The sequence below is a fragment of the Chitinivibrionales bacterium genome (assembly GCA_014728215.1).
Taxonomy (GTDB): Bacteria; Fibrobacterota; Chitinivibrionia; order Chitinivibrionales; family WJKA01; genus WJKA01.
In genome coordinates this window covers 73,534-94,234 of the sequence record WJLZ01000044.1, presented here as the reverse complement: position 1 = coordinate 94,234, position 20,701 = coordinate 73,534, and the positions used below count along the sequence as shown (strand labels likewise).

Annotated in this window: 15 protein-coding genes and 1 pseudogene; 8 read left to right on the top strand and 8 right to left on the bottom strand. The window is 47.0% G+C overall.

Annotated features, from left to right (window positions below; translation table 11 throughout):
• The 4 genes and pseudogenes from GF401_03255 to GF401_03240 all read left to right on the top strand — a co-directional run.
• The coding region (locus GF401_03255; GenBank protein ID MBD3344060.1) for a hypothetical protein at positions 1-1,020 on the top strand (1,020 nt) is incomplete at its 5' end.
• 260 nt (positions 1,021-1,280) lie between these two features.
• Positions 1,281-2,246: a hypothetical protein gene (locus GF401_03250; GenBank protein ID MBD3344059.1), complete on the top strand. Its 966-nt coding sequence runs from the start codon at positions 1,281-1,283 to the stop codon at positions 2,244-2,246.
• Positions 2,247-2,412: 166 nt separating this feature from the next.
• Positions 2,413-3,009 carry a DUF1287 domain-containing protein gene (locus tag GF401_03245; protein ID MBD3344058.1) on the top strand — a complete coding sequence of 199 codons (597 nt, stop codon included), beginning with the start codon at positions 2,413-2,415 and terminating at the stop codon, positions 3,007-3,009.
• Between the two features lie 298 nt (positions 3,010-3,307).
• A pseudogene (locus tag GF401_03240) lies at positions 3,308-3,625 on the top strand (PAS domain-containing protein).
• Positions 3,626-3,733: 108 nt separating this feature from the next.
• Here GF401_03240 and GF401_03235 read toward each other — a convergent pair.
• From GF401_03235 to GF401_03215, 5 genes are all read right to left on the bottom strand, one after another.
• Positions 3,734-6,094 carry a tetratricopeptide repeat protein gene (locus GF401_03235; protein MBD3344057.1) on the bottom strand — a complete coding sequence of 787 codons (2,361 nt, stop codon included), beginning with the start codon at positions 6,092-6,094 and terminating at the stop codon, positions 3,734-3,736.
• A 468-nt stretch (positions 6,095-6,562) separates the two neighbouring features.
• Positions 6,563-7,201 carry a hypothetical protein gene (locus tag GF401_03230; protein MBD3344056.1) on the bottom strand — a complete coding sequence of 213 codons (639 nt, stop codon included), beginning with the start codon at positions 7,199-7,201 and terminating at the stop codon, positions 6,563-6,565.
• Between the two features lie 31 nt (positions 7,202-7,232).
• Entirely contained in the window at positions 7,233-8,348 is a 1,116-nt protein-coding gene (locus GF401_03225) for a hypothetical protein (protein ID MBD3344055.1), read from the bottom strand.
• A gap of 37 nt (positions 8,349-8,385) precedes the next feature.
• Entirely contained in the window at positions 8,386-10,008 is a 1,623-nt protein-coding gene (locus GF401_03220) for a tetratricopeptide repeat protein (GenBank protein ID MBD3344054.1), read from the bottom strand.
• Entirely contained in the window at positions 10,005-10,706 is a 702-nt protein-coding gene (locus tag GF401_03215) for a hypothetical protein (GenBank protein MBD3344053.1), read from the bottom strand. The genes GF401_03220 and GF401_03215 overlap by 4 nt, the downstream gene beginning before the upstream one ends.
• A gap of 200 nt (positions 10,707-10,906) precedes the next feature.
• On the opposite strand from GF401_03215, the gene GF401_03210 reads away from it, so the two are divergent.
• On the top strand, positions 10,907-13,027 hold the full coding sequence (locus GF401_03210; protein ID MBD3344052.1) for a hypothetical protein: 2,121 nt from the start codon (positions 10,907-10,909) through the stop codon (positions 13,025-13,027).
• Between the two features lie 254 nt (positions 13,028-13,281).
• Entirely contained in the window at positions 13,282-14,541 is a 1,260-nt protein-coding gene (locus GF401_03205) for an MFS transporter (protein ID MBD3344051.1), read from the top strand.
• Positions 14,542-14,585: 44 nt separating this feature from the next.
• On the opposite strand, the gene GF401_03200 is transcribed toward GF401_03205, so the two are convergent.
• Positions 14,586-15,683 (bottom strand): hypothetical protein, encoded by a 1,098-nt coding sequence (locus GF401_03200; protein ID MBD3344050.1) that lies wholly within the window; start codon positions 15,681-15,683, stop codon positions 14,586-14,588.
• 316 nt (positions 15,684-15,999) lie between these two features.
• Between GF401_03200 and GF401_03195 the strand changes: the two genes are divergently transcribed.
• Complete coding sequence (locus tag GF401_03195) at positions 16,000-17,130, top strand: hypothetical protein (GenBank protein MBD3344049.1); 1,131 nt, start codon at positions 16,000-16,002, stop codon at positions 17,128-17,130.
• 79 nt (positions 17,131-17,209) lie between these two features.
• Positions 17,210-18,109: a sugar nucleotide-binding protein gene (locus GF401_03190; GenBank protein MBD3344048.1), complete on the top strand. Its 900-nt coding sequence runs from the start codon at positions 17,210-17,212 to the stop codon at positions 18,107-18,109.
• A 67-nt stretch (positions 18,110-18,176) separates the two neighbouring features.
• Here the strand turns inward: GF401_03190 and GF401_03185 are convergent, their stop codons facing one another.
• Both GF401_03185 and GF401_03180 read right to left on the bottom strand, forming a co-directional pair.
• A complete protein-coding gene (locus tag GF401_03185; GenBank protein ID MBD3344047.1) occupies positions 18,177-19,706 on the bottom strand; it encodes a DUF1045 domain-containing protein in 1,530 nt (509 codons plus the stop codon).
• 27 nt (positions 19,707-19,733) lie between these two features.
• A complete protein-coding gene (locus GF401_03180) occupies positions 19,734-20,687 on the bottom strand; it encodes a radical SAM protein (GenBank protein ID MBD3344046.1) in 954 nt (317 codons plus the stop codon).
• Between the last annotated feature and the right edge of the window lie 14 nt (positions 20,688-20,701).

Below are 20,701 nucleotides of genomic sequence, written 5' to 3'. Positions count from 1 at the left end.
GGCCGCAAGATATATAGTAAGCGGATGTCTGTTGTAGAACCTGTTTTCGGCAATATCCGGTGGGCCAAAGGCATGCATCGTTTTACATTGCGGACTAAGCGAAAGGTGAATGTCCAGTGGCTCTTTTATTGTCTGATACACCAATATGGTTTGATATGGATCAAGAGCAATTCTGGCATTACAAATTGGTTAACATCTGTGGCTTCCGGAAACGGCAAGGTCGTTGCAGTCGGCTCTGGGGCAACAATTATGGTTTCTGCTGATACAGGCATGACCTGGATGAGACAGACTATACCTGTTGATTCCAAGCAGAACTTCTGGTGTGTAGAATTTGGCAATGGAAAATTCATCGCGGTTGGAACATCTGGGCTGATCTATTCTTCAACAGATGGTTTTACATGGACCCAGGAGATATCGGGTATTACTCTATGGCTTACATCCTTAACGTATGCCAATGGTCAATTTGTGGCTTCTGGGGTTAGAGGAACTATCCTAACATCTACTGATGGCAAAAGCTGGAAAACTAGAAACTCAGATAGTACAAAGGCGTTCTGGGGTATAGGCTGCGGTCAGAAGCAAATTGTTGCAGTAGGAAGCACAAAGAATGGAGGATTAGCATCAATATCCGATGACTGTATATCATGGAAGAATGAAGCAACAGTTGCCACGATGCCTTTGCTCGGTGTGACAGCCGGAAATGGGAAATTTATCGCAGTTGGAAGTAAAGGAACAATTGCAACAATACAGGAAACAAGCTCTCTTCAATGGACGAAAAAAAGAATGTTGAGAGCACAACAGTTGCGCTTTGTCCATAATAGAATCACCTATTCCATAAACAATGAATCAACTGCAAAGGTATCGTTATTTACGCTTGACGGAAAGGCTTTCCTTACGCGCATCGTAGAAGGCTTTGGGCATATAGAAATACCGATGGATCTTTCCAATGGCTATTATATTGCCAGATTATTTATGGAACCTAAATCGAAATTGATAACCTCAATTCCAATCGTAAGGAAATAGGAAACCGAAATCGCGCGGTCTGAAGAAAATGCCGGGCTGAGTACAGTCAAACAACCGGCAAACCTTTGTTTGCAAAATACTTGGCATTTCAGGCTCAATGACTTAAAAGAATTCAAATGGTAAGCACTAAGACACAAAAAGCAGTTTCATTCAGAACCACGTTGGTATTACTTCTCTGGTTTTGCTGTGCTTCTTATGTATTCTCTTCTAGCTTCCATCAGTCGAGAAAGACTGCTGCACTACGAAGGTGGAAGAAGGAAATGAAGGAACCATACCCGACCAAGGAAGTTCTTCTGATAACCAGACACTTCATCCGAGATGTCGCGGCCAAGAATCAGCAGTACATTATGACCAATGAGGGAGAATATTGGGATGCCATTCGGTCCAGATATGGAGGAAAAAGCGCAAGTGCCGAACGGCCAGAATTGGAGCATCTATACGATTTCAACTGGTACGTTTTCCACGAACTTAAGAAATACCGTCAGGCAACGGTCAGCAATTCAGAACAATTTTTTCGCGACTACCTTGGTGTTGTTGAAGAATTCTGCAAAGTGGTTCCAACGGAATACGTTACCCAGTATTTTTTTGAAGCATACTATGTCAATTGGCTTGTCGCCGCAACATACCAGCGTCAGAACCTTCCGCGAATTCAACCGGTTCTGAAGACGTCCATTAAAGACCTTCCTAAAGGTATGCAATCTATTGAAGGTGCCCTCGACACCCTTTCAACGCTTTTAGTAGATACACGCAAGAACTGGAAAGCCATCCTCGACGTCTTGTCTGCCGCCAACAGCGACTACCTAAAATCTGAAGGGCTGTATTTGACCGGTAATTTCGTTACCGGCAGGAAGGACGCTGTATTGGTCAACGCATTTCGCATTGTAGAGGAATTCAAATATCCCATCACCTTCTCACATCAATATGGAGACGCGTATCTTAGAATCTGCAGAGAAATTGCGAAGACAATTGGCAGCGACAAGAACCAGAACAGGAAATACAAGACATTCGCCAAACAGGAGGGGCACCCGAATATCAAGATTCTGAGAAAGAATCTGGACAACTTCGAGAGTCTTCGTTACCATGAGAGGATCAACATAGCGCTTTTGCCCTTGATAGGGTATCTGATTACTGTTGAAGTAGCAGCACAGGATAGAATGTTCAAGGCTATCTATTCGCGAAACACAACAATGCCAATACCTGAACCTGTGGAGTACGTAGCCAAGTAGTCAATAAACAACAGTAAAAGGCCAAAATGCCTTCGGCGCATCGGTTGTTTTGCAAAACGCTGACGGCAAAACCTTACCCGGAGAAAAGAGCAGTACCCATTCAAGAGCGCCATGTCCTATGGTGTAAGATAAAGAAGTGTAAAACGTAAACAGGTGTTTGTGAATTCTGAAACAAAAATGTAGGATATTCATCTCTTGTTTGGTTGTGCTTTGGGCTCAAGCATCTTCTCAAGAAATGGATTCAATACAGATAATCTTGGATAATTGCAGAGATCAATCTAGGATAACCAAATACTATGATCCTTCATACGTAAGACTTGATTACCCTATGGGGGACGTTCCGATGGATTGGGGTGTATGCACGGATGTCGTTGTCAGAGCTTTCAGAGCAGGAGGAATTGATTTGCAGGAACTAATTCACAGGGATATGAAGGCCAACTTCGCACAATATCCCGATAATTGGGATTTAAAGAAGCCGGATCCTAATATTGACCATAGAAGAGTACCAAATATTTCGAATTATATGAGAAGAATGGGTAAGGAGATTCGAACTTCAAAAACCGAAAAAGACTACGAACCCGGGGATATTGTCATTTGGAAATTACCTAATAACCTTGACCATATCGGCATCGTCTCGGACAAAGTGGTTGAAGGTTCACAACGCTATTGTATTTACCATAATATTGGGCAAGGAACGAGATTAGAGGATATACTTATGAAATTTAGAATAACTGGTCATTTCAGGTATTTCAATTCCAATTAGGTGGATATCATGGTGTTGTAGTATGACCTTATCGATTTTAGATTTTTTAGTGATGAATTGTATGAATAAAATAAAAGGGTGCTTACTGCACACAAATGGTGCTCCACTTCGCTCCGGCCTCCGGCGAATGCCTTCCAGATACTTCGGCTGTTTTGCTAACCGTTAGCCGAAATTTTCGCGGCAATGCATAAGAACCGGTGCACGAAATCTGCCTATCGTGAGCATATGAAAGGGAAATGTCTAAATGTAGAAGAACACTAAAGAATCAAAGGCGCAAACCATCCTTGAGTGCAGCCGTATGGGCACGTGGGAATGGAATGTCCAAACAGGCGAAACAGTATTCAACGAAACCTGGGCACGAATTGTCGGATACTCGCTTGATGAACTGTCCCCTGTGAGCATCAAAACATGGGAAAGGCTTGCTCATCCCGATGATTTGATAGAATCAAACAGACTTTTAGACCGACATTTTTCCGGCGGACTTCCCTACTATGATTATGAAAGCCGCATGAAACACAAAGATGGTCGTTGGGTCTGGGTTCATGACCGCGGCAAGGTAGTAAGCTGGACAAATGACGGCAAGCCGCTGATGATGCTGGGTTCGCATGATGATATAAAAACCGGGAATAAATACGACAAGAACGCACCGGTCAAATTCCTGAGACGGAGCATAAAATTGGCCTCGAACCGCATTGGTTCGATATCGAATGGGAATTTCAAGCGCCTATTTTCTTATACTATTATACGCGGCCAGGACTTCGGAATCTTTCGGGTCGATTTTATAGGCCTGCAAAATATGTTTTTCATAGGAGGTTCGATTCTTTCTCAGGCGTGCCACTTTAGCAAGACCCAGATGAGCATGGGCAAAGCGCGGGTCGGATTTCAATGCCCGTTCGAAAAATTCTTTTGCCCAATGAGGCTTACCCTGCTCCAGATGCGTTTCTGCCCGTTCGAAAAGTGCCGCCGGATACCGGGGACTGATATAATCTATCTCTTTATAGGCATCCACTGCGCGCTCATACTCTTTATTGATACGTAACACTTTCCCCAGCAGGAGAAGGGCTTCAATATTTTCGGGATCGGTAGCCAGTAGGTTCTGTATGGCATTTTCCGTTTCGGCATACTGTTTTTGCTTAAACGTAAGGCGTGCATAGGTAAACAGCAGGCCGGGATCCGGTTGAAGTTCCAGAAGCGCTTTCAGCTCTTCGATAGCCTTGTCGTTTTTACCGAGCCTCCTGTATGCTTCATAAATTTTCCGTCGAATTGATACCTCATTGGGCCGTTGACTCCGGGCTTTTATCAGTAAGTCCATCGCTTCCCCGGTGCGTTTCATGCGATTATATGCTTCCGCCAGCGCAACCTGAGTTCGGACATTATCCGGAGAAATCTTATGCGCGGTTTCGATATAAGAAATACCTTCAGAGGATTTCCCCTGTTGCATCAGGAGCATTCCGATGCGCAGGTTGGCTTCAACACTTTGGGGGGCCGATTTGACATAGGTGCGATACGCAGACAACTCTTTGTCTTTTTCACCCATAAGGCCATACACCCGCGCAATCTCGAGCCAGGCAGAGGGAATCGAACCGGCGAGATTCATGGCACGCTGCAGCATCTTAACCGAACGAGCCGCAGTCTTTTTGTCCCTGGCCAGCATCATGCCCAGGCGAAGAAAATTCCGGTAATCATCCGGAAACTCCCGGATATTGGATTCATAGATCGCTTTGGCATTCGCGGAATTCAGTTTCTCGTTATGGAAACCCAGTAAATAGGCTGTTTCAGAGTCCTTTTCTCTGGTTATCTTTGCACATTGTTTAATCCAGTAAATCGCCTTTTTGGGTTCACCGGTTTCGGTATATGCAAGCGCGAGTTTTTTCATGACATCAATACGGATCGATCGTTTAGGCCCGCGGGCAATGAGCTTCTTATAGCGCGGGATAGCATCATCGTATTTCCCGGAATGAAATTCCGATTGCGCCAGTCTGAGCTGATGTTTGAATTGATGGCCCCGCTTGCCCTTGGTCATGGCCAGATACCGGGCCGCATCCTCGTATTCCTTATTATTGTAAAGATGTGTGCCAACTTTTTGGGACAATGCATTACTTTTTCCGCCATTATCAAGAAACATCCTATAAGCGTTAATCGACCGTTCATTCAGTTTTTTCACTTTGTTAACATCACCGATCAGACGATAGGCCATGACTGTTTTCGGCTCAACCGAAACGGCTTTCTCGCTTAATGTCAGCGCCCTGTCGTTGTTCCCCCGATACGCTTCGGCAGTGGCAAGCGCAGTAAGAACCCCCACATGTGATGCATCGATTCGAAGCGCTTTTTCAAGAACAGGAACCGCTTCATCATATTTCTTTTCACTGATATATTTTTCACCCAGAGCGGCATATATTTTCGGCGAAGCATTACCGGTTTTAATTGCAGCTTTTAATGCGGCCATGATCTCCTCTTCATCGCCGCGGTCCAGCACCACTTCCGCATACCGTACTTCGTGCCCACGAAGTGCCGGATCGAGTTCCATTGCCCGGCGATAATAAACCAGCGCGCTGTCTGTATTGCCGCGATCATAACTCACATTTCCCAAATCTCTCATCGACAACGCATCTTTTCGATCGGCAAGAAAGTGAATTTCACCTTCTGTTATCTTGAGCGTTTCTGGCTTTCCCCGTGTTTTTGATGGTATAATAGTGCATTCCCCCGGCACAACCGGAATAACCATCAGTGTATCGACTTTCCTGATCGGCATTTTTTCATCATTCACCTTGACCGACCGGATCTTTTCGCTGAAATACGTACCCGGTCTTACGAGAACAACAAGTGATTTTCCGGAAGAAGGAATGAAACGCTTTGCCGGATCTTCGGAATCAGATGACACCCCGTGCCTTCCCCCACACCCTGCAATGAGCGCACCGATAAAAATTACTGTAATCAACAACATATCTTTCAACTCCTCTCCTCTTACTTCCTTTTCAGGATTCGGCCTTACAGTACAAAACAGTCCTCTTTCGCCCTGAAAACCCTTTACCCATGCATAATGCTCCCTGTCTGCCAGGAACATCTGTTTAGTAATATATCTCAAAAATTGATTTTAAGTCAATTTTAATTAATATTTATAAACTTCCCATTTCGGATCGGATCAGAAAAAACGCATCTCCACCCCTCATCGCCAATTTTCCGATTTTCATGTTTCCTGCCGGCATAATTTGAAGTAAGTTCCTTTTGAAAAGGGATCTCTGCCCGGTACTAAATTATTAATACGAAACTTGAAAGGCCGGATTATATGAAAAGGGTTTCCAGCCCGACATTAAATTATAAACACCAAACTCGAAAGGCCGGATTATATGAAAAGGGATTCCATCCCTTTACATCCCTTCTAAGGAAAATGCTTGATTTTAAACTATGCGCCGGAGCGCATAGGGAGAGAATAGGTTCGCAGTTGGTAGCCTCTAATCACCTATATCGGATCGCCAGCTTTACATTATGGCTCATCGTAACAGGACCACCGGTACGCTCGTATGATCGTACGCTCGTTCCAAACACCCCTCCCTCATGGCTGGGTGCCGAAAAAGAGAGTGTCGGTATCGTCAACTGAAATGTACTGCAGGAGTGTCATATCATAATATTCCCAGCCATTCCGAATTGAGCCGTCATAATTTTCATAATCATAATAATAGGTAGCCCAGCCTTCCCGACCGACCGAGTCGTACCCTTCGCTGTCTTTCCCGGTGATAAATCCGATATAGATCTCATTTTGTCCCTTTTTGACCATGATCTGACCGGTGGCATATTCGACCGAATGCTCGAGAGTACTTGCCTGCAACAACTCATCGTCGGGTGATCCCCGGTAATAATCTACCTGGTTATCCCACCGCCAGTAAGCGCTATCCCTTTTTGTCCAGAAATATCCATAGTAGTTAAAATAATCATCACCCGTTCCGCTGTGATGATGTTCTTCACTATACTGATAGGAAAGCACTTTCACCGCCGTTACGGGAATCGCGGTTGTAGCGCCGCGTTTGGCCAAAGCGCCGGCACGTGTATCGCGGTCGCGATTTTTGACTGCCAGATTTATGGCTGCAAAATTCTCGCCGGTTGGCGTAAACCAGGTCATTGCCGAAGGGGGTGCAATGCTGACCATCTCACCTTCGACGCTGTTTGGATTGGTACAGGATAACGATAGCGACAACAGTATGACTCCACAGGTACTTATCAGATATTTAAAAGGCAAACTGCAGCCCTCCTCCTATTTCGATACCCCAGAGAAAATTTTTATTCATTGCTCCGATTTCGATTGCCGCCTCGGACCTGAGTTTCCACTGCCGGTTGATACGGGGAGCGAACCCACCGCCGAATCCGACAACAAAGGCATGGGTTGACAACGAGGCATCGGGACTGAAAATACTCATCTTTGCCAGAGCGTGGGGTTGTATATCGGGTGAAGCAAAATAATATCGGTTTGCAATAACAATATCGTCGCCCGCATCCCGTTCCACACCACCGGCGGGACTCAGGTGTTCATCACCGGACCGCAGCATAAAGGAAGCCGCCAGGGCATTGACGTTTCCGTTTGCAAAAGTAACCGACGGCATGATAGTGACGGTCAGGCGGGGACCGGCATGAAAGACTTTTTCCCCGGCTTCCCGGTCGGGCGTGTAGAGTGTGAATAAGAGGTCCCCCATCAGGCGGGCCTTGATCTGTTCGGTAAAGAGGGTGTAATCCGCGCCCAGGGTAAAAGAGATTTCATCACCGGGATTGAATTTTGCCCCGCTTTCATGAGGAACATAGGGGTTATGGAGCAAAAAGCCGGCAGCAGCACCAACACACAGATTATCCATAATTTCAAGTGACGATGCCGCGGTGAGGTCCATATCCAGCCCCGAACCGATCCGGGCGACTTTAAAGGCCATCTGACGGGTCGATACCGCTCCCGCGACCTGGCTTTCCTGCGCGGAAAGCTTGTTGGTGCCGATGGGAATCTGGATACCGGCGGTAACGAGTACCAGCTTTTCGTAATTATAGGATGCCCGCAGCTTGGTATTGGCAACACCAAAAAAGGGATCGGTGGTGACGGCATCCGAATAGAGCGCAAAGGTCGGCGAGGTCACCAGGTCCAGTGCCAGCCCCTCGGTGATCGCGGCCAGATCCATAGAGTAATAGAGCGGCACCACGGTCTCGAGCGTTCGGCTCTTTTGGTAATTCCAGTATTCGCAGTGTACTCCTGTATAAAGATTCGAACCGGTGATAAAGGAAGTCCGCTCACTTTGAGCTTCGACACTCCGGAAACAGATGAGTGCCGCCGCGACAATACAGTAAAATCGGGATAGTGTATTCATGATCTCGCTCTTTTAGTTATAATTCATTTAAGCATACTCAATCGGGAATTTGTACCGTGATCGGCACCTGCTTTGTTGTTCCGATACCGGTATTCTTGTAATCGGCATAATCCGGCCGCTGGATATTTGTTATTTCCAGAGAAACAGTTCCGGATTCGCTCAGGGAAGCCTGATTATCCTGGTCCGGTGATGATTGTGTCAGGGGTTTTTCGGGCATAAAGGCGGCGCCTGCCAGGGAACCGGACCGGTGGGCGACATCGGTGCCCGCGCTGATACGGAATGTAAAGCCACTGCTCTGCTGCGGCTGAGCAGCCGGCGGTTCCTCACGGGCAGTCTCCTTTTCCATTATTGTCGATGGACCGCTGCCGTCATAGACAACCGGTGTTTCATCAACTGCTTTATCATCAACATTTTCCTCAGCGGTAATGTCCCCGGTATCCTCTGTTTCATTTTCGGCACCCTCCTTTTCATTGTCCTCTTCACCTGGTCCCGGCGGCTCTTTTCGGTATTCCTTATCGAGTGCATCGATCTCTTCCATGGCCCCGGACAATTCGGCCATCTCCTTTGACTTTCCGAAACCGGGGTCACTCTCCGCGGCGTCGGTGAAATGGGTTGCCGCAACGCCATAGTCTCCCCGGTCCCAGGCATCGATACCGCGGCAATAGGCCATATAGGCAGTGAGATTTTCGGTGGGTATCGTTTGAATCGCCGCCCGTTCCTTTTCGGTGAGAATAATCCCCGAAGCATCGCAGAGGGCAACAACGAACTTTTTCTCTAATGCAAAGAGTTCGTCGAGGCCACCGGTCACCGTGACTGTTTTTGCCACCTTTCCGGCGGCAACATCGAAAAAGCCGCCTCGAATGCGGATTTGCGTTGAATCTTTGATATCAAAGACCCCGCCCACCAGTCTGGATGCCCGCACCAGACGGCCGACACGGGCCCGTTCGCTGTTTTCGGTAACCCCGGTCATATCAAGCGCCAGCTCGTCGATCAGCATCTGCATGCGGGTCCGCTCCACGATATCGAATGCCTCGACCTGCGAAAGATCGGTAATCACCAGGTCGGCCATTCCCTTTTCAAGGGGATCCCAGCCGGGATTGCCCGAATTATTCTGAAAATTGACAACAGCTACAATACTGTCGCTGCAGCCCTCGGTGGTAAAGGTCGATTCGGCCGCCGATGCTTCGCTGATCGCCCGGTGAAGGATTTTTCGTTCATAAAAGAGTTTCCGAGCCCTTAAACGCTGTTTCATCGATGCATTGCCGCTGCAGTCCCGGTGCTTACCTAGTTCTTCAACGGCAGCCTCGTACCGGGAAAGAAGCCCCAGCGCTGTTCCGAAACAGTAGACCGATTTACAATCCTGGGCCCCACCATGAGAACGGGCACGCTCAAAGGCGGCAGCCGAAGAATCGAATTCCTTGAGGTCGTACCGGGCTTTCCCCAGTCCGGTCCAGGCATCGTCATTCGTTTCATCATGTTCAAGAACGGTGGTATACACCTTCACCGCCCGGTCCGGTTCACCGCCCTCGCGCAACGAATCGGCACAACCGATAAGGGAATCGAGGTCGGGTGGAAGCTCAGAGATACTGTCCGGGACCCCGGTGGCGGACAGAAGGGTAACAAAGAGCATACTACAAAGGATACAGTAAATCGATCTCATTGATTATCCTCGATCTGTTGTTTGAGTTCTTGGGCCTTGTGGAAATCTTTTTCGTTATCAAGGGCCTTGCTCACCTGCTGATTGGCGGTATTCATGTCTCCCCTGTCAAAGGCATCCAGAGCCTGGGAATACGCGACAAGGGATTCAAAGGAAACTTTTCGCCTTTTTTTCAGCTTCTTTTTCTCCTCCGATGAAATATCGATATCAAGAAGATGGGCAATTTTGAAGGTAAGTTTCTTGGTAAGACTGAAAATGTTATCCGCTGTCCCGGTGGCTTCCTCGGCGGTAAGTATTTCCCCGGTTTCCACCCGTACCAGGCGGGTATCGATCCGGATCTTATTACCCCTGTCTTTCATGAAACTTCCGAGAACGAGCATTTGGGCCCCCAGAATCTTCCCCACCTTCGGCGCACTCGATTCATCGATTGCCCCGGACTGGCCCAAGGCGATCTCCTCGAACACCTGCTCGAGTCTCTCCCGCTCAACAACCTCGATGCCGCCGATTTTTGAAAGCTGGGTGATCATGATTTCACACAGTCCCTTTTCCAATCCTTTGTAAGAATCCGCGGCCATGAGACTGTTGTTTTCAAAATAGAGCACCGCAAGGGTGGGCAGGGTATCTGCATTAACGACAGTTAATACAAAGGCGGGCATCAGTATGAAGCTTATTGCGACACATGACTTTCTTAAGATAATCATGCCTGTTCCTCATTAGCTGTTTAAATAGTTGTAATTTTGTTTATTCTATTGGTTTAAGGCCAAGTTCCAATTTCAGCTTAAATTATTTAAACTTTTCTCGGTTGCTTGTCGGGATATAAGCTCTTATAATTATGAAATACAATTTAAATCAGTGCTCCAACTACTTTTGTTCTATACTGAACAACGGTTAACTATATTTAATGATAGGCAGAATAATCAATTATAACCTGATGGAAGGTGATATGCAATTAAAGATTAGATTCATTTTCAGCGTGCTCATTCTTTTTATTTCGTTTTCTGCACTGTATGCGGGTGATACATCCTTTTATGTTTCTCCTTCCGGTGATGATTCTTCGCCGGGAACGATCGATCATCCTTTTTTGACGCCGGAACGCGCTCAGCGGGCTGTCCGTGAGGCCAGAGCTGCCTCCATGACGGGCAACATCACTGTTTACTTGCGGGAGGGTGAATATTATCTTGATTCCACGCTGACCTTCGGTCCTCAGGACGGCGGCGATGACACCCGGGTGGTAACCTGGTCTGCCTATGAAAACGAGAATGTGCTTCTCTCGGGCGGAGAAATTTTGACCGGATGGCAGAACCTGAGCGGCGATCTGTGGTATATGGATATTCCCGAGGTTGCCCAGGGGTCATGGTGGTTCGGCCAATTGTTCAAGGATAATCATCGGATGCCCCGGAGCCGGTTTCCCAACGGGGACAGCTTGATGAAACTCAACAGCAGGGATGATGTCAATTACGATCTTGACGAAATCGATCTTCCGCTGGTCCCCTCTACCGAAGACCTGGGGCAGTATAAAGCTGAAATATGCGCTTTGCATATATGGAACACAAGCCGTGTCTATATCGAATCATCGAGCAACAATCATATTTCGACGGTTAATTCTCTGGGCAGCCCCGGCTGGCATATTGCCTATCAAACCACGGCCCAGACCCGTTTGTTTCTGGAGCATGCAATCCCTTTTATCGATCAGCCGGGCGAGTGGCATTGCGATGCTTCTACCGGGCGACTTACCTATCTTGCTCCTCCGGGAGAAGATCCAAATACCCGGAAGTTTATTGCACCAAAGCTCAACACCCTTATCAAGGCCCACGGTGAATCCGGTAATCCTGTAAAAAACCTTCATTTCAAAAACATGCGGCTTGAACACACCCAATGGATTCTGGAAGAGGAAGGATTCCGATGTCTTCAGGCAGCACACTATGTCTGGGAAGGGGGCGGGGTCACCTTTATTATCCCCGTGGCGATCGATTTGAACTATGCCGAAAAGTGCGAAATCAAGGGCTGTCGCATTGCCCACATGGCCCAGAACGCCGTCGGCATTGGTGTGGCGTCACACTATAATAAAGTCACCGGCTGTGAGATTACCGATGTGGGTGCTCAGGCCGTGATGATCGGCTACCGCGGTCACCTCTACGACAACGGCGCGCTCTACAGCAAATCAAGAGACTGGCCCGATCCATCAATGGCGCCGGTGGGCAACGAAGTCACCAATTGCAATATTCACCACGGCAATGTCATCTATTACGGTTCCTGCGCAGTCTGGACCGCCTTTACAAAAAACACGGTCATCTCCAATAATACCATCGCCCATTTTCCCTATACCGGGGTATCGATCGGATTCAAATGGAATGCCGATCCCACCAGCATGGAGAGCTGCTTTGTGGAGTACAATCATATTCATCACTGCATGGAGTACCTTGGTGACGGCGCCGGGATTTACGCCCTCGGCACTCAGCCCGGGTCGGTCTTGCGGGGCAATGTGATCCATGATATTCCGCGACACCCCCAGGCAGAGGGTGAAGACAATAACGGGTTTTCCATGGATGAAGGTTGTATGAATTTTCTTATCGAAGATTGTGTGGTGTATAATGTTTCAGGCACCAACCTTCAGTGGTACAGAAGCTGGGAATCCGACAATACGGTGCGCAACAATCACATGTATCCCCGGGGTGAACTGCCCCCGGATTCGATTTTACAACCCGCCCTGGAGCGTGCCGGTCCCACCGAGCAGTATGCCTATGTCCACGATCCTTCGTACTGGGGACTCACCGATACAAAAAGAAAAATCATCTCTTCACCCGGTGCAGGCCATGGTTTTGATATCACCAAGGGAAACGTAAAGGGTGCTGATTCTCATATTATTGCGGTATACGATATCCGGGGAAGAAAAATTGGTCAGTGGAAAAATATCACCCGCCGGGAACTCAACCCCCTGATGTCCCCGGTTTCGGGATGTTATATCTACAGGATGGAAAACCGTTCGGACCGCCTTCAAAAGCGGATCATAACGTTGCGATAATACTGAAACGTATTCATTCTCAAGCAGAAACCTGCTGGTGAAAAGGGCATATTACCTGAACGATTTATGCCTGTAATTCTTCCCTGAAAAGGCCGGATAAATTATATTTATTAGGGGTATTTGTTCGGGTTGGTTTACAAAATCCCATTTATTCGCACCTTGAGTCACGTACTACAAACCCTCAGCCGATGATGTTAAGGGCACGGCGCCGGGGAATATTTTTTCCTTTTAAAGAACAGGTGTATTGTTAACTCATGTCAATTGAGCAGTATAATAATTTTGTTAAAAAGCATCTTAAATGGAATCTTACTTTTAATATTCTCGACGGTTCCACATTTTTATGTGGAATGATTTTTATTGCCTTCGACACGGTATTACCGGTATTCATCAAGCGTTTGGGTGGAAGTAACTTTTTAGTCGGGTTCCTTCCGGCAGCATTCATTCTCAGCACCAATATCCTTCCCCTGGCGATTGCAAACTATACCGAACGAATGGAACGAAAGAAAAAGCTGGTCCTGATTTTAGGCACGATCATGCGTGCCCCCTGGTTATTGCTGGCGGTCCTCTGCGCCCTCTTCGGCACCATGTACCCTTCCCTGCTTGTTTCATTCACGGTCATATGCTTTTTGATTTTTTCGATCGCCGCCGGGCTGGTGTATACTCCCTGGTTTGATATGGTTGTGACCATGATTCCTCAGGAAGTACGAGGAAGAATGGCTTCAGGCCGTGCGATTGGCGGATTCAGCCTGGGAATCCTCGGCGGAGCATCGGTCACCCAGATCCTGAAAAAAGTAACGTTCCCCTATAATTACAGCCTCTTATTCGGCCTTGGCTTTTTCTTTATGATGCTTGCTGTCTTCTTCATCGGCATGCTCAAAGAGCCGGTCTATCCCAAAAAGCAGGAACACAAAACCTTAAAACAATATTTCGCGGTCCTTCCGGGCATCATAAAAGCCAACCCCAATTTTCTCTACTTTGTTGTTGTCAGAATACTTTTGACAATCGGGATCGGAGTCGGCGGTTTTTATTCGGTCTTTGCTATAGAACAGTTTAATCTCGACGAATCCTATGCCGGCATATTCACCCTGATCGGCGTTATTACCGCAATCGTCGCCAGCTATTTCCTTGGCCACCTGGGTGATAAATTCGGTCATAAGATCAACCTCGTTATTGGATGTTTGTCCATATGCATTGCCTGCGCACTGTCAATATGGAATCCTCCACTTAAATTTTATTATCTGGTTTTTGTTCTCAGACCGATTACCCAGATTGTCATGTTAATTTCGGCAATGAATATTGTTGTCGAATTCTGCCAGACTCACGAGCAACCGACCTATATCGCCCTCAGCCAGGCCCTCTCCACCCCTGCAGCGCTTCTCATGCTTGCCATCGGCTATGTTGCCGACACGAGGGGATTTACCTGGCTCTTTTCGATTGTTGGAATTATCGCTCTTGCAGGTACTCTGGTGGCAATCTTTGCCTTTAAGGAACCGAGGAAAGAGGGGGAAGGATGATTTCGATTTGAGACAGAGCCTGACCACGAAATGAGAGAGCGAGATTATTGTTTCAGGAATTTATTGATGAGGTTTCCCATGCCGGTTTTGACAAGATAGGTGCCGGGGGCGATTTCGGGAAGGGCTATTTTCCGGGTGAGCTTCCCCTGTTCCGGAAGAGAAATTTCCCGCCCTTTGCAATCGTAAATTTTCAGGTGTATGCCCGGTGGTATTCCTCGTATAACAAGGGACGCTTCTCTCCGGTCCCAGTAACAACGGGGGCTTCTTTTTCCGGCTTGTGAATGCGGCGTGTTCAGGTGGGTAACCCGGCCTTTGAGGGTGAACTGTTTCATGAAATTCCAGGCCATAGTGGTAAGATCGATATTATGATAATTGGAATAAATCATATGGCCGGCTTCAATGCTGCAGAGGGTAACCTCGACATTATCATCACAGGTGATATAGGTTTCGCATTTGCTTGAACCGACCAGGGTTGTCTCAACCGGTGTTCCCGTACAATTGTTTACTTCCGCCCAGGTGTGAAAGTTTTCCTGTGCCGAGGGATAGGAGGCATCGTTTTGAAATACGCCGCCGTCATATTCGATAGTATAATCATCATACCCGTGAAAATTGATGACGGCTATAGCTTGTGATGGATTTGGCGGCGCGATGAGCATAAGGGCAAATCCGGCCACAGCGGCAAAAATATCAGAAGCATCATTGGCCACCCGCTGGGCCATCGCCGAACCGTTTGAGTGGCCGGTGGCATAAATTCGTGTGGTGTCGATTGCATAACCCAGTTTCATGAATTCAACGATTTTCCTGATAAAACCGACATCATCGATACTATCCCTCACCGCAGCGCCGCAACAGGCAAGCCCTCCGTTCCAGGAATGCTGATATCCACCGGGCCATACAACGATAAATCCTTCTTCATCGGCTTTTTCCCGAAAGCCCGAATAATTTTGCTGGGTATTTGCACTGCCGCCGTATCCATGAATATCGATTACCAGCGGTACCCCGGTGGAACCATCATAGGACGGCGGGGTATGAATATCAAAAAACCGCTCCAAACTATCGTGAACTAAAACAACCCTTTCACTTGCTGCAGTAAGGCAATATAAGGCTGAAATAATAAGAAGTACAGCGGGGAGACGTCGCATTGATTCTCCCTGTTCGATTATTTTCCCCACAACGCTCGTCAATCTGATTGAATGATAATTGAATTGTTTCAGACACCTTCCCCACTCAAGGCACCGCTACCATATACTATCAATAATTTAGTCAATAAATGAAGAAAAAGCAAGTTAGGCAAAATATCTCCGGCAATTTTAAGAAATGGAGCAAGGAAGGAGCTTTGGACAGCAATGAAAAAAATTATACTTATAAAGCAATCCCCTTTTGATGTGGACCGATTAATATGTATTTTCAAAATTTGTTACGGTATTCTCAAATCACTCATTATCAGGAGGCCTTTTTATGCTTAGATACCTGCCCTTGTTTCTTGCTGCAGGACTTGTTTCATCCTTATTCGCCGAAGACGCCAAACCCGAGTTCAAACCCTACGGGTTTATCAAAGGCGACATGTACATGGCCATGGACGGCGTTGAATCCTGGGGACAGGCGCAGCCGACCGCGGTTTCCAGGGCCACGGGCAACGAGAATTACGAACCGACCATGGCATTCACCGCCTCTCATTCCCGCTTTGGTCTGAAGGGACAGGGCAGTGTCAAGGAGATACCGATCGGCGGTGTGCTGGAACTCGATTTTTTTAGCGCAAAATCGAACACCAATTTCAACGCCAACCCCCGGCTCCGTCAGGCCTACGCCTGGGTGAAACCCGGAATGGGATTCGAAGTTCGAATCGGTCAGCAATGGGACCTCTTTTCTCCCCTCAACCCCACGACCAACAACACCAACGCCAATCTCTGGTATAACGGCAACTACGGTTTCCGCCGTCCTCAGTTTCAGGTCCGTTACGGCATGGAACTCGAATCGATCAAGCCGGGGATCCAGTTCAGTATCGGTGAAGGGGCCAAGGAAGCTTCCGGGATCGGGCTGGACAATCTCTCATTGATGCCCCTGATCCAGGGACGCCTGAGTGCGGAAATCATGGAAAAAGCAACCGTCGGTATCTCGGGTGTCTACACCACCCTGGGAGAAAACGACGAAATCACTACCTACGGTGTCAGCGGCGATGTCGGCTACACCCTCAACAAGCTCCTTGCGCTCAAAGGCGAAGTTGCCTGGGGACAGAACCTCAACGATGTCAATATTTTTACTACCGCCGGAAACAAATTTGTCTACAACAAGGACGGGACGCCGACCGATTCCGAAGACAAGGAGATTCTGGGATTCTGGTTCAATGCCCTGTCAAAGCCCCTGGATTACCTCCATGTTGCCGCCGGCTTTGCCATGGAAATGAACAACACCGAAATACCGAACGAAGAAGCGGTGGATGAAAACATGACCGCCTATGGCGATCTGATTTTCCCCCTCGGCAAACATTTCTCCCTTGCCGCCGAATATCAGTTTGTCAAAACAACCCACTTTGATGGGAACGAATACACCGCCAATGTTATCGATCTGGCGGGAAAAATATCATTCTGATGAACATTCCCGAAGCCCGTGTGGTACCCCGCACGGGCTTTTTTTTATCCCTCACCTCTTACCATAACCGGAAATCATCATGAAAATTCTTCTCACCGGAGCATCGGGACTTCTCGGACGGGCGATCTATAACGAACTGACGACCCACTCCGGGGACAGGGTGATCGGGACGGCATTCAGCCGGGCGCAGGCACCTCTGGTCAAACTCAACCTCCGCGACCGGAAAGCGGTTGAGCAGCTCATCGGGGAAGAAAAACCCGACCTGATTATCCACAGCGCAGCGGAACGTCACCCGGATATCTGCCGAAAGGACCCCGAAGGGACTCTTCGGCTCAATGTCGAGGTCACCCGGTGGATTGCCGAATTTGCCAAAGAAACCGGAAGCCTGCTTCTGTATATCTCCACCGATTATGTTTTTGACGGCACCGCTCCACCCTATCACCCCGAAGACACTCCCAATCCGGTCAATCTCTACGGCAAGAGCAAGCTGGAAGGCGAACGGTGTATCCAGAGTATTCTCGAAGATTATCTTATTCTCCGGGTACCAATCCTCTACGGCCCAATAGAATCGCTCGATGAATCCCCGGTAACAATTATTGCCCGTCAGCTTATGAAAGAAAACGTGAGGACCTTCGACAATTGGGCAAACCGGTATCCTACGCTCACCACCGATATCGCGGTCGTGATCAGACAGATGATTGAGCAAAGGAAAAGCGGAAATTCGGCCGTGCGCGGTATCTGTCACTGGTCGGGCGGAGAAGCATTAACCAAATACGCCATGGCACTGATTATCGCCGACATAATCGGCACTGCTCCCGACTCTGTGGAACCGGTCAACGATCCGCCCCCCGGCGCGCCCCGCCCCCAAAACCCCCATATCGACAGCTCGAAACTGGAAAAACACGGCATAGGACAACGAAGTGGTTTTCGAAAATCGATGAGGGAGATTATCACGCCTTTTCAAAGGCAATTTTCATAGAACAAAAACCGATCTCCTCAACCGAAATTACAGTTTCCTATAGATATATTTATGAGACAGTTTAGGGTTACAATCTTTTACCCAGTTGAATTTCTTTAACGATTTTCCATTGTGGAGCATCAGAGGCAATTTCAGGTCTGCCGCATGTCATAATTGCCAGTTTATCAACATGCAGTCGCTGCTCGACTCTTGCATTTGAGAAATCATTCTCCAGCATCAGTTTCATTTCATGTTGTTTTTCATCCGGCACATTGGAGAGAAGTGTAAAATGAGGTCTGAATTGTTTCAAAATATAGGGGGCATTGTAATATGTCAGCATAAGGTTTGTCCTGTCTGATGGTGCCGTGCGGTCTAAAAGTGCCTTATCCCTCGTATAATTTGACCCCGAGGCTGTCCTGTAGACTTTGGAAACCAGTTCATGATGCAATGCTTCAAGCCCCCCCGATTCATCAGTACACCCGATTGAAACGGCTGTCTGGTTTGGAAATGATTCGAGTAATCGAACGTTTGTAAGATCAAAGGGCATGAATTCCTCGGCAAGAAATTCGGTCTCTTTGATTGCTCGATCCAGCCAGGCCTGATTTTTAAAATAAAGGGCATCACATATTGTTAAATGAAAACCATAATATTTAGCAGCCCCTGTATAGTTTTTATAAACAGAATTTGTATGGATTTTCGATCTGATATCATATCCCACGATAGTACTGCCAAAGGTATAAATCCTGGAGTTCTCATCCGGAATATAGTAAAGTGCATAGGCATACCACTTGTCATTGTCGGCAGCCTGTTTTTTCTGGAGTCGACGATGAATTGTGGCGTCAAATGAGCCAACACCTGCAAGGTCGAGAGAATCGTTGTATATCCGAGTGTATTGACTCTCAATAAATTTTATTAGCGGGGTGCAATTTCTGGATTCTTCGACGAAATGGAAAATATGACTGTAATTACCAAGTTTTTTATATGCATAAGGATAAAAATAATAATGATCGTCAAGGACCATTATGGCAAAAGTTGGATAATTTGAGAAAAGCCGCAACGTAACATTTTCCTTGTTACCCTGTGCATCTCTCTCCATGAGCACCATATTAATTATGTTTATTATGCCTTGTCTCCCTACATGGGGCTTTTCTTCGCCCATTTCTTCTTCAATAAGACGGGATTTGACATCATGACTAAAGGGATTAGCGAGTAATATTTCAAGTGTCACATTTTCTTCACGGGTCTTTTTCATTATTTTCTGCAACAAATTGGGATTCTGAATAATACACAATCCTGTACCCAACAATCTGATTTTTTTGCTTTTTTCCAGTATGGGAACAATTTTGACATGGGTTTCCGATTCATTTATTCCCAGATCTTCGATATATGCTTTTCTTTCGAGGTCGGAAGCCTTCAATATAATTGCAATAAGGGCTATAATCGGAAGAGCATAGGCAATGGGAAGTAATCGTAACGGCACATCGACTCCACTGAGCAGCAATATTTCCAGCAAACCGGTCACAACAATGATAAACAGCAGTTTTTGATCGACAATCCGATTGGTTGCGCTTGAAACAATCCCGCTTAAAGAAAACTTATCCAGTAATTTTTTAATCATTTTTGATCCTTTACAGAAACATCAAATTTATGAAAATTTACATTTTTTGTTTTGTTCAACTTTCCAGACGACTTCTTCAAAGGGATGCTCCCAGGCAAAGGGGTTATAATCAGTGCAGTTTTCACAGGGACCGGTATAAATACCTTTTTTCTGTTGCTTCCGGAGTTGGTTAAATTGCTCGCCGGTCCAGATCGAAGTAATTGTCGACTGCGGTTCGTTCAAATCACCGATAATCCATTTATCTTTCTCCCACTGGTTATAACAAATCGGCACTTTCCCCCAGGGGTTTACATTGAATCGTGCCCATAATCCATAGCAGGGAACTCGATTTTCCGGAACCGCGACCGATTCAGAATCGAGGGTACCGCAAAATGAAGTTAATCGCCTTTTAACAACCTCATCGGCTTTGCCGTCCCAGGAGGATTCAAATTCGCGAAATTCCATTTCACCGGCTTCATTCGGCCAGGTGACATGGCTGACAACAATTGATGTACTGGATAAAACAGCGTTGCGTAATTGAATCATGGATTCAACGTTATCGACTACTTTTGTAAACGCGGCAGGATCATTGCAGCAGCGGACAGCAGTATATGTTTCCGATGAAGCGGCATCGATGCTGACTTCTATCAGAGTAAGTCCCGCGTTCAAGAGTGCCTGAGACAATTGTTCATTAAGAAGATATCCGTTGGTGAGAAGAATTGTTTTTACATTTCTGGAATGAGCATACGCGACAAAATCAGTCAGGTTCGGATGAAGGCATGGCTCCCCCCAGGCACAAAAACGAAGGAGAGAATGGGGATAGTGAGCCATTTCATCAACAATGTTTTCTATGCAATCACAACTCATGTAATGCGGATTAAAATCCTTTTTTTGAGAATAATGCCTTTGAGGACAATGGATACATGCATGTGTACATACGTTTGTTAGCGCCGCTACAACCATAGGAGGAAAAGATGTTTGCATATCCGGAGTAACAATCATAGAAATGATCTTCT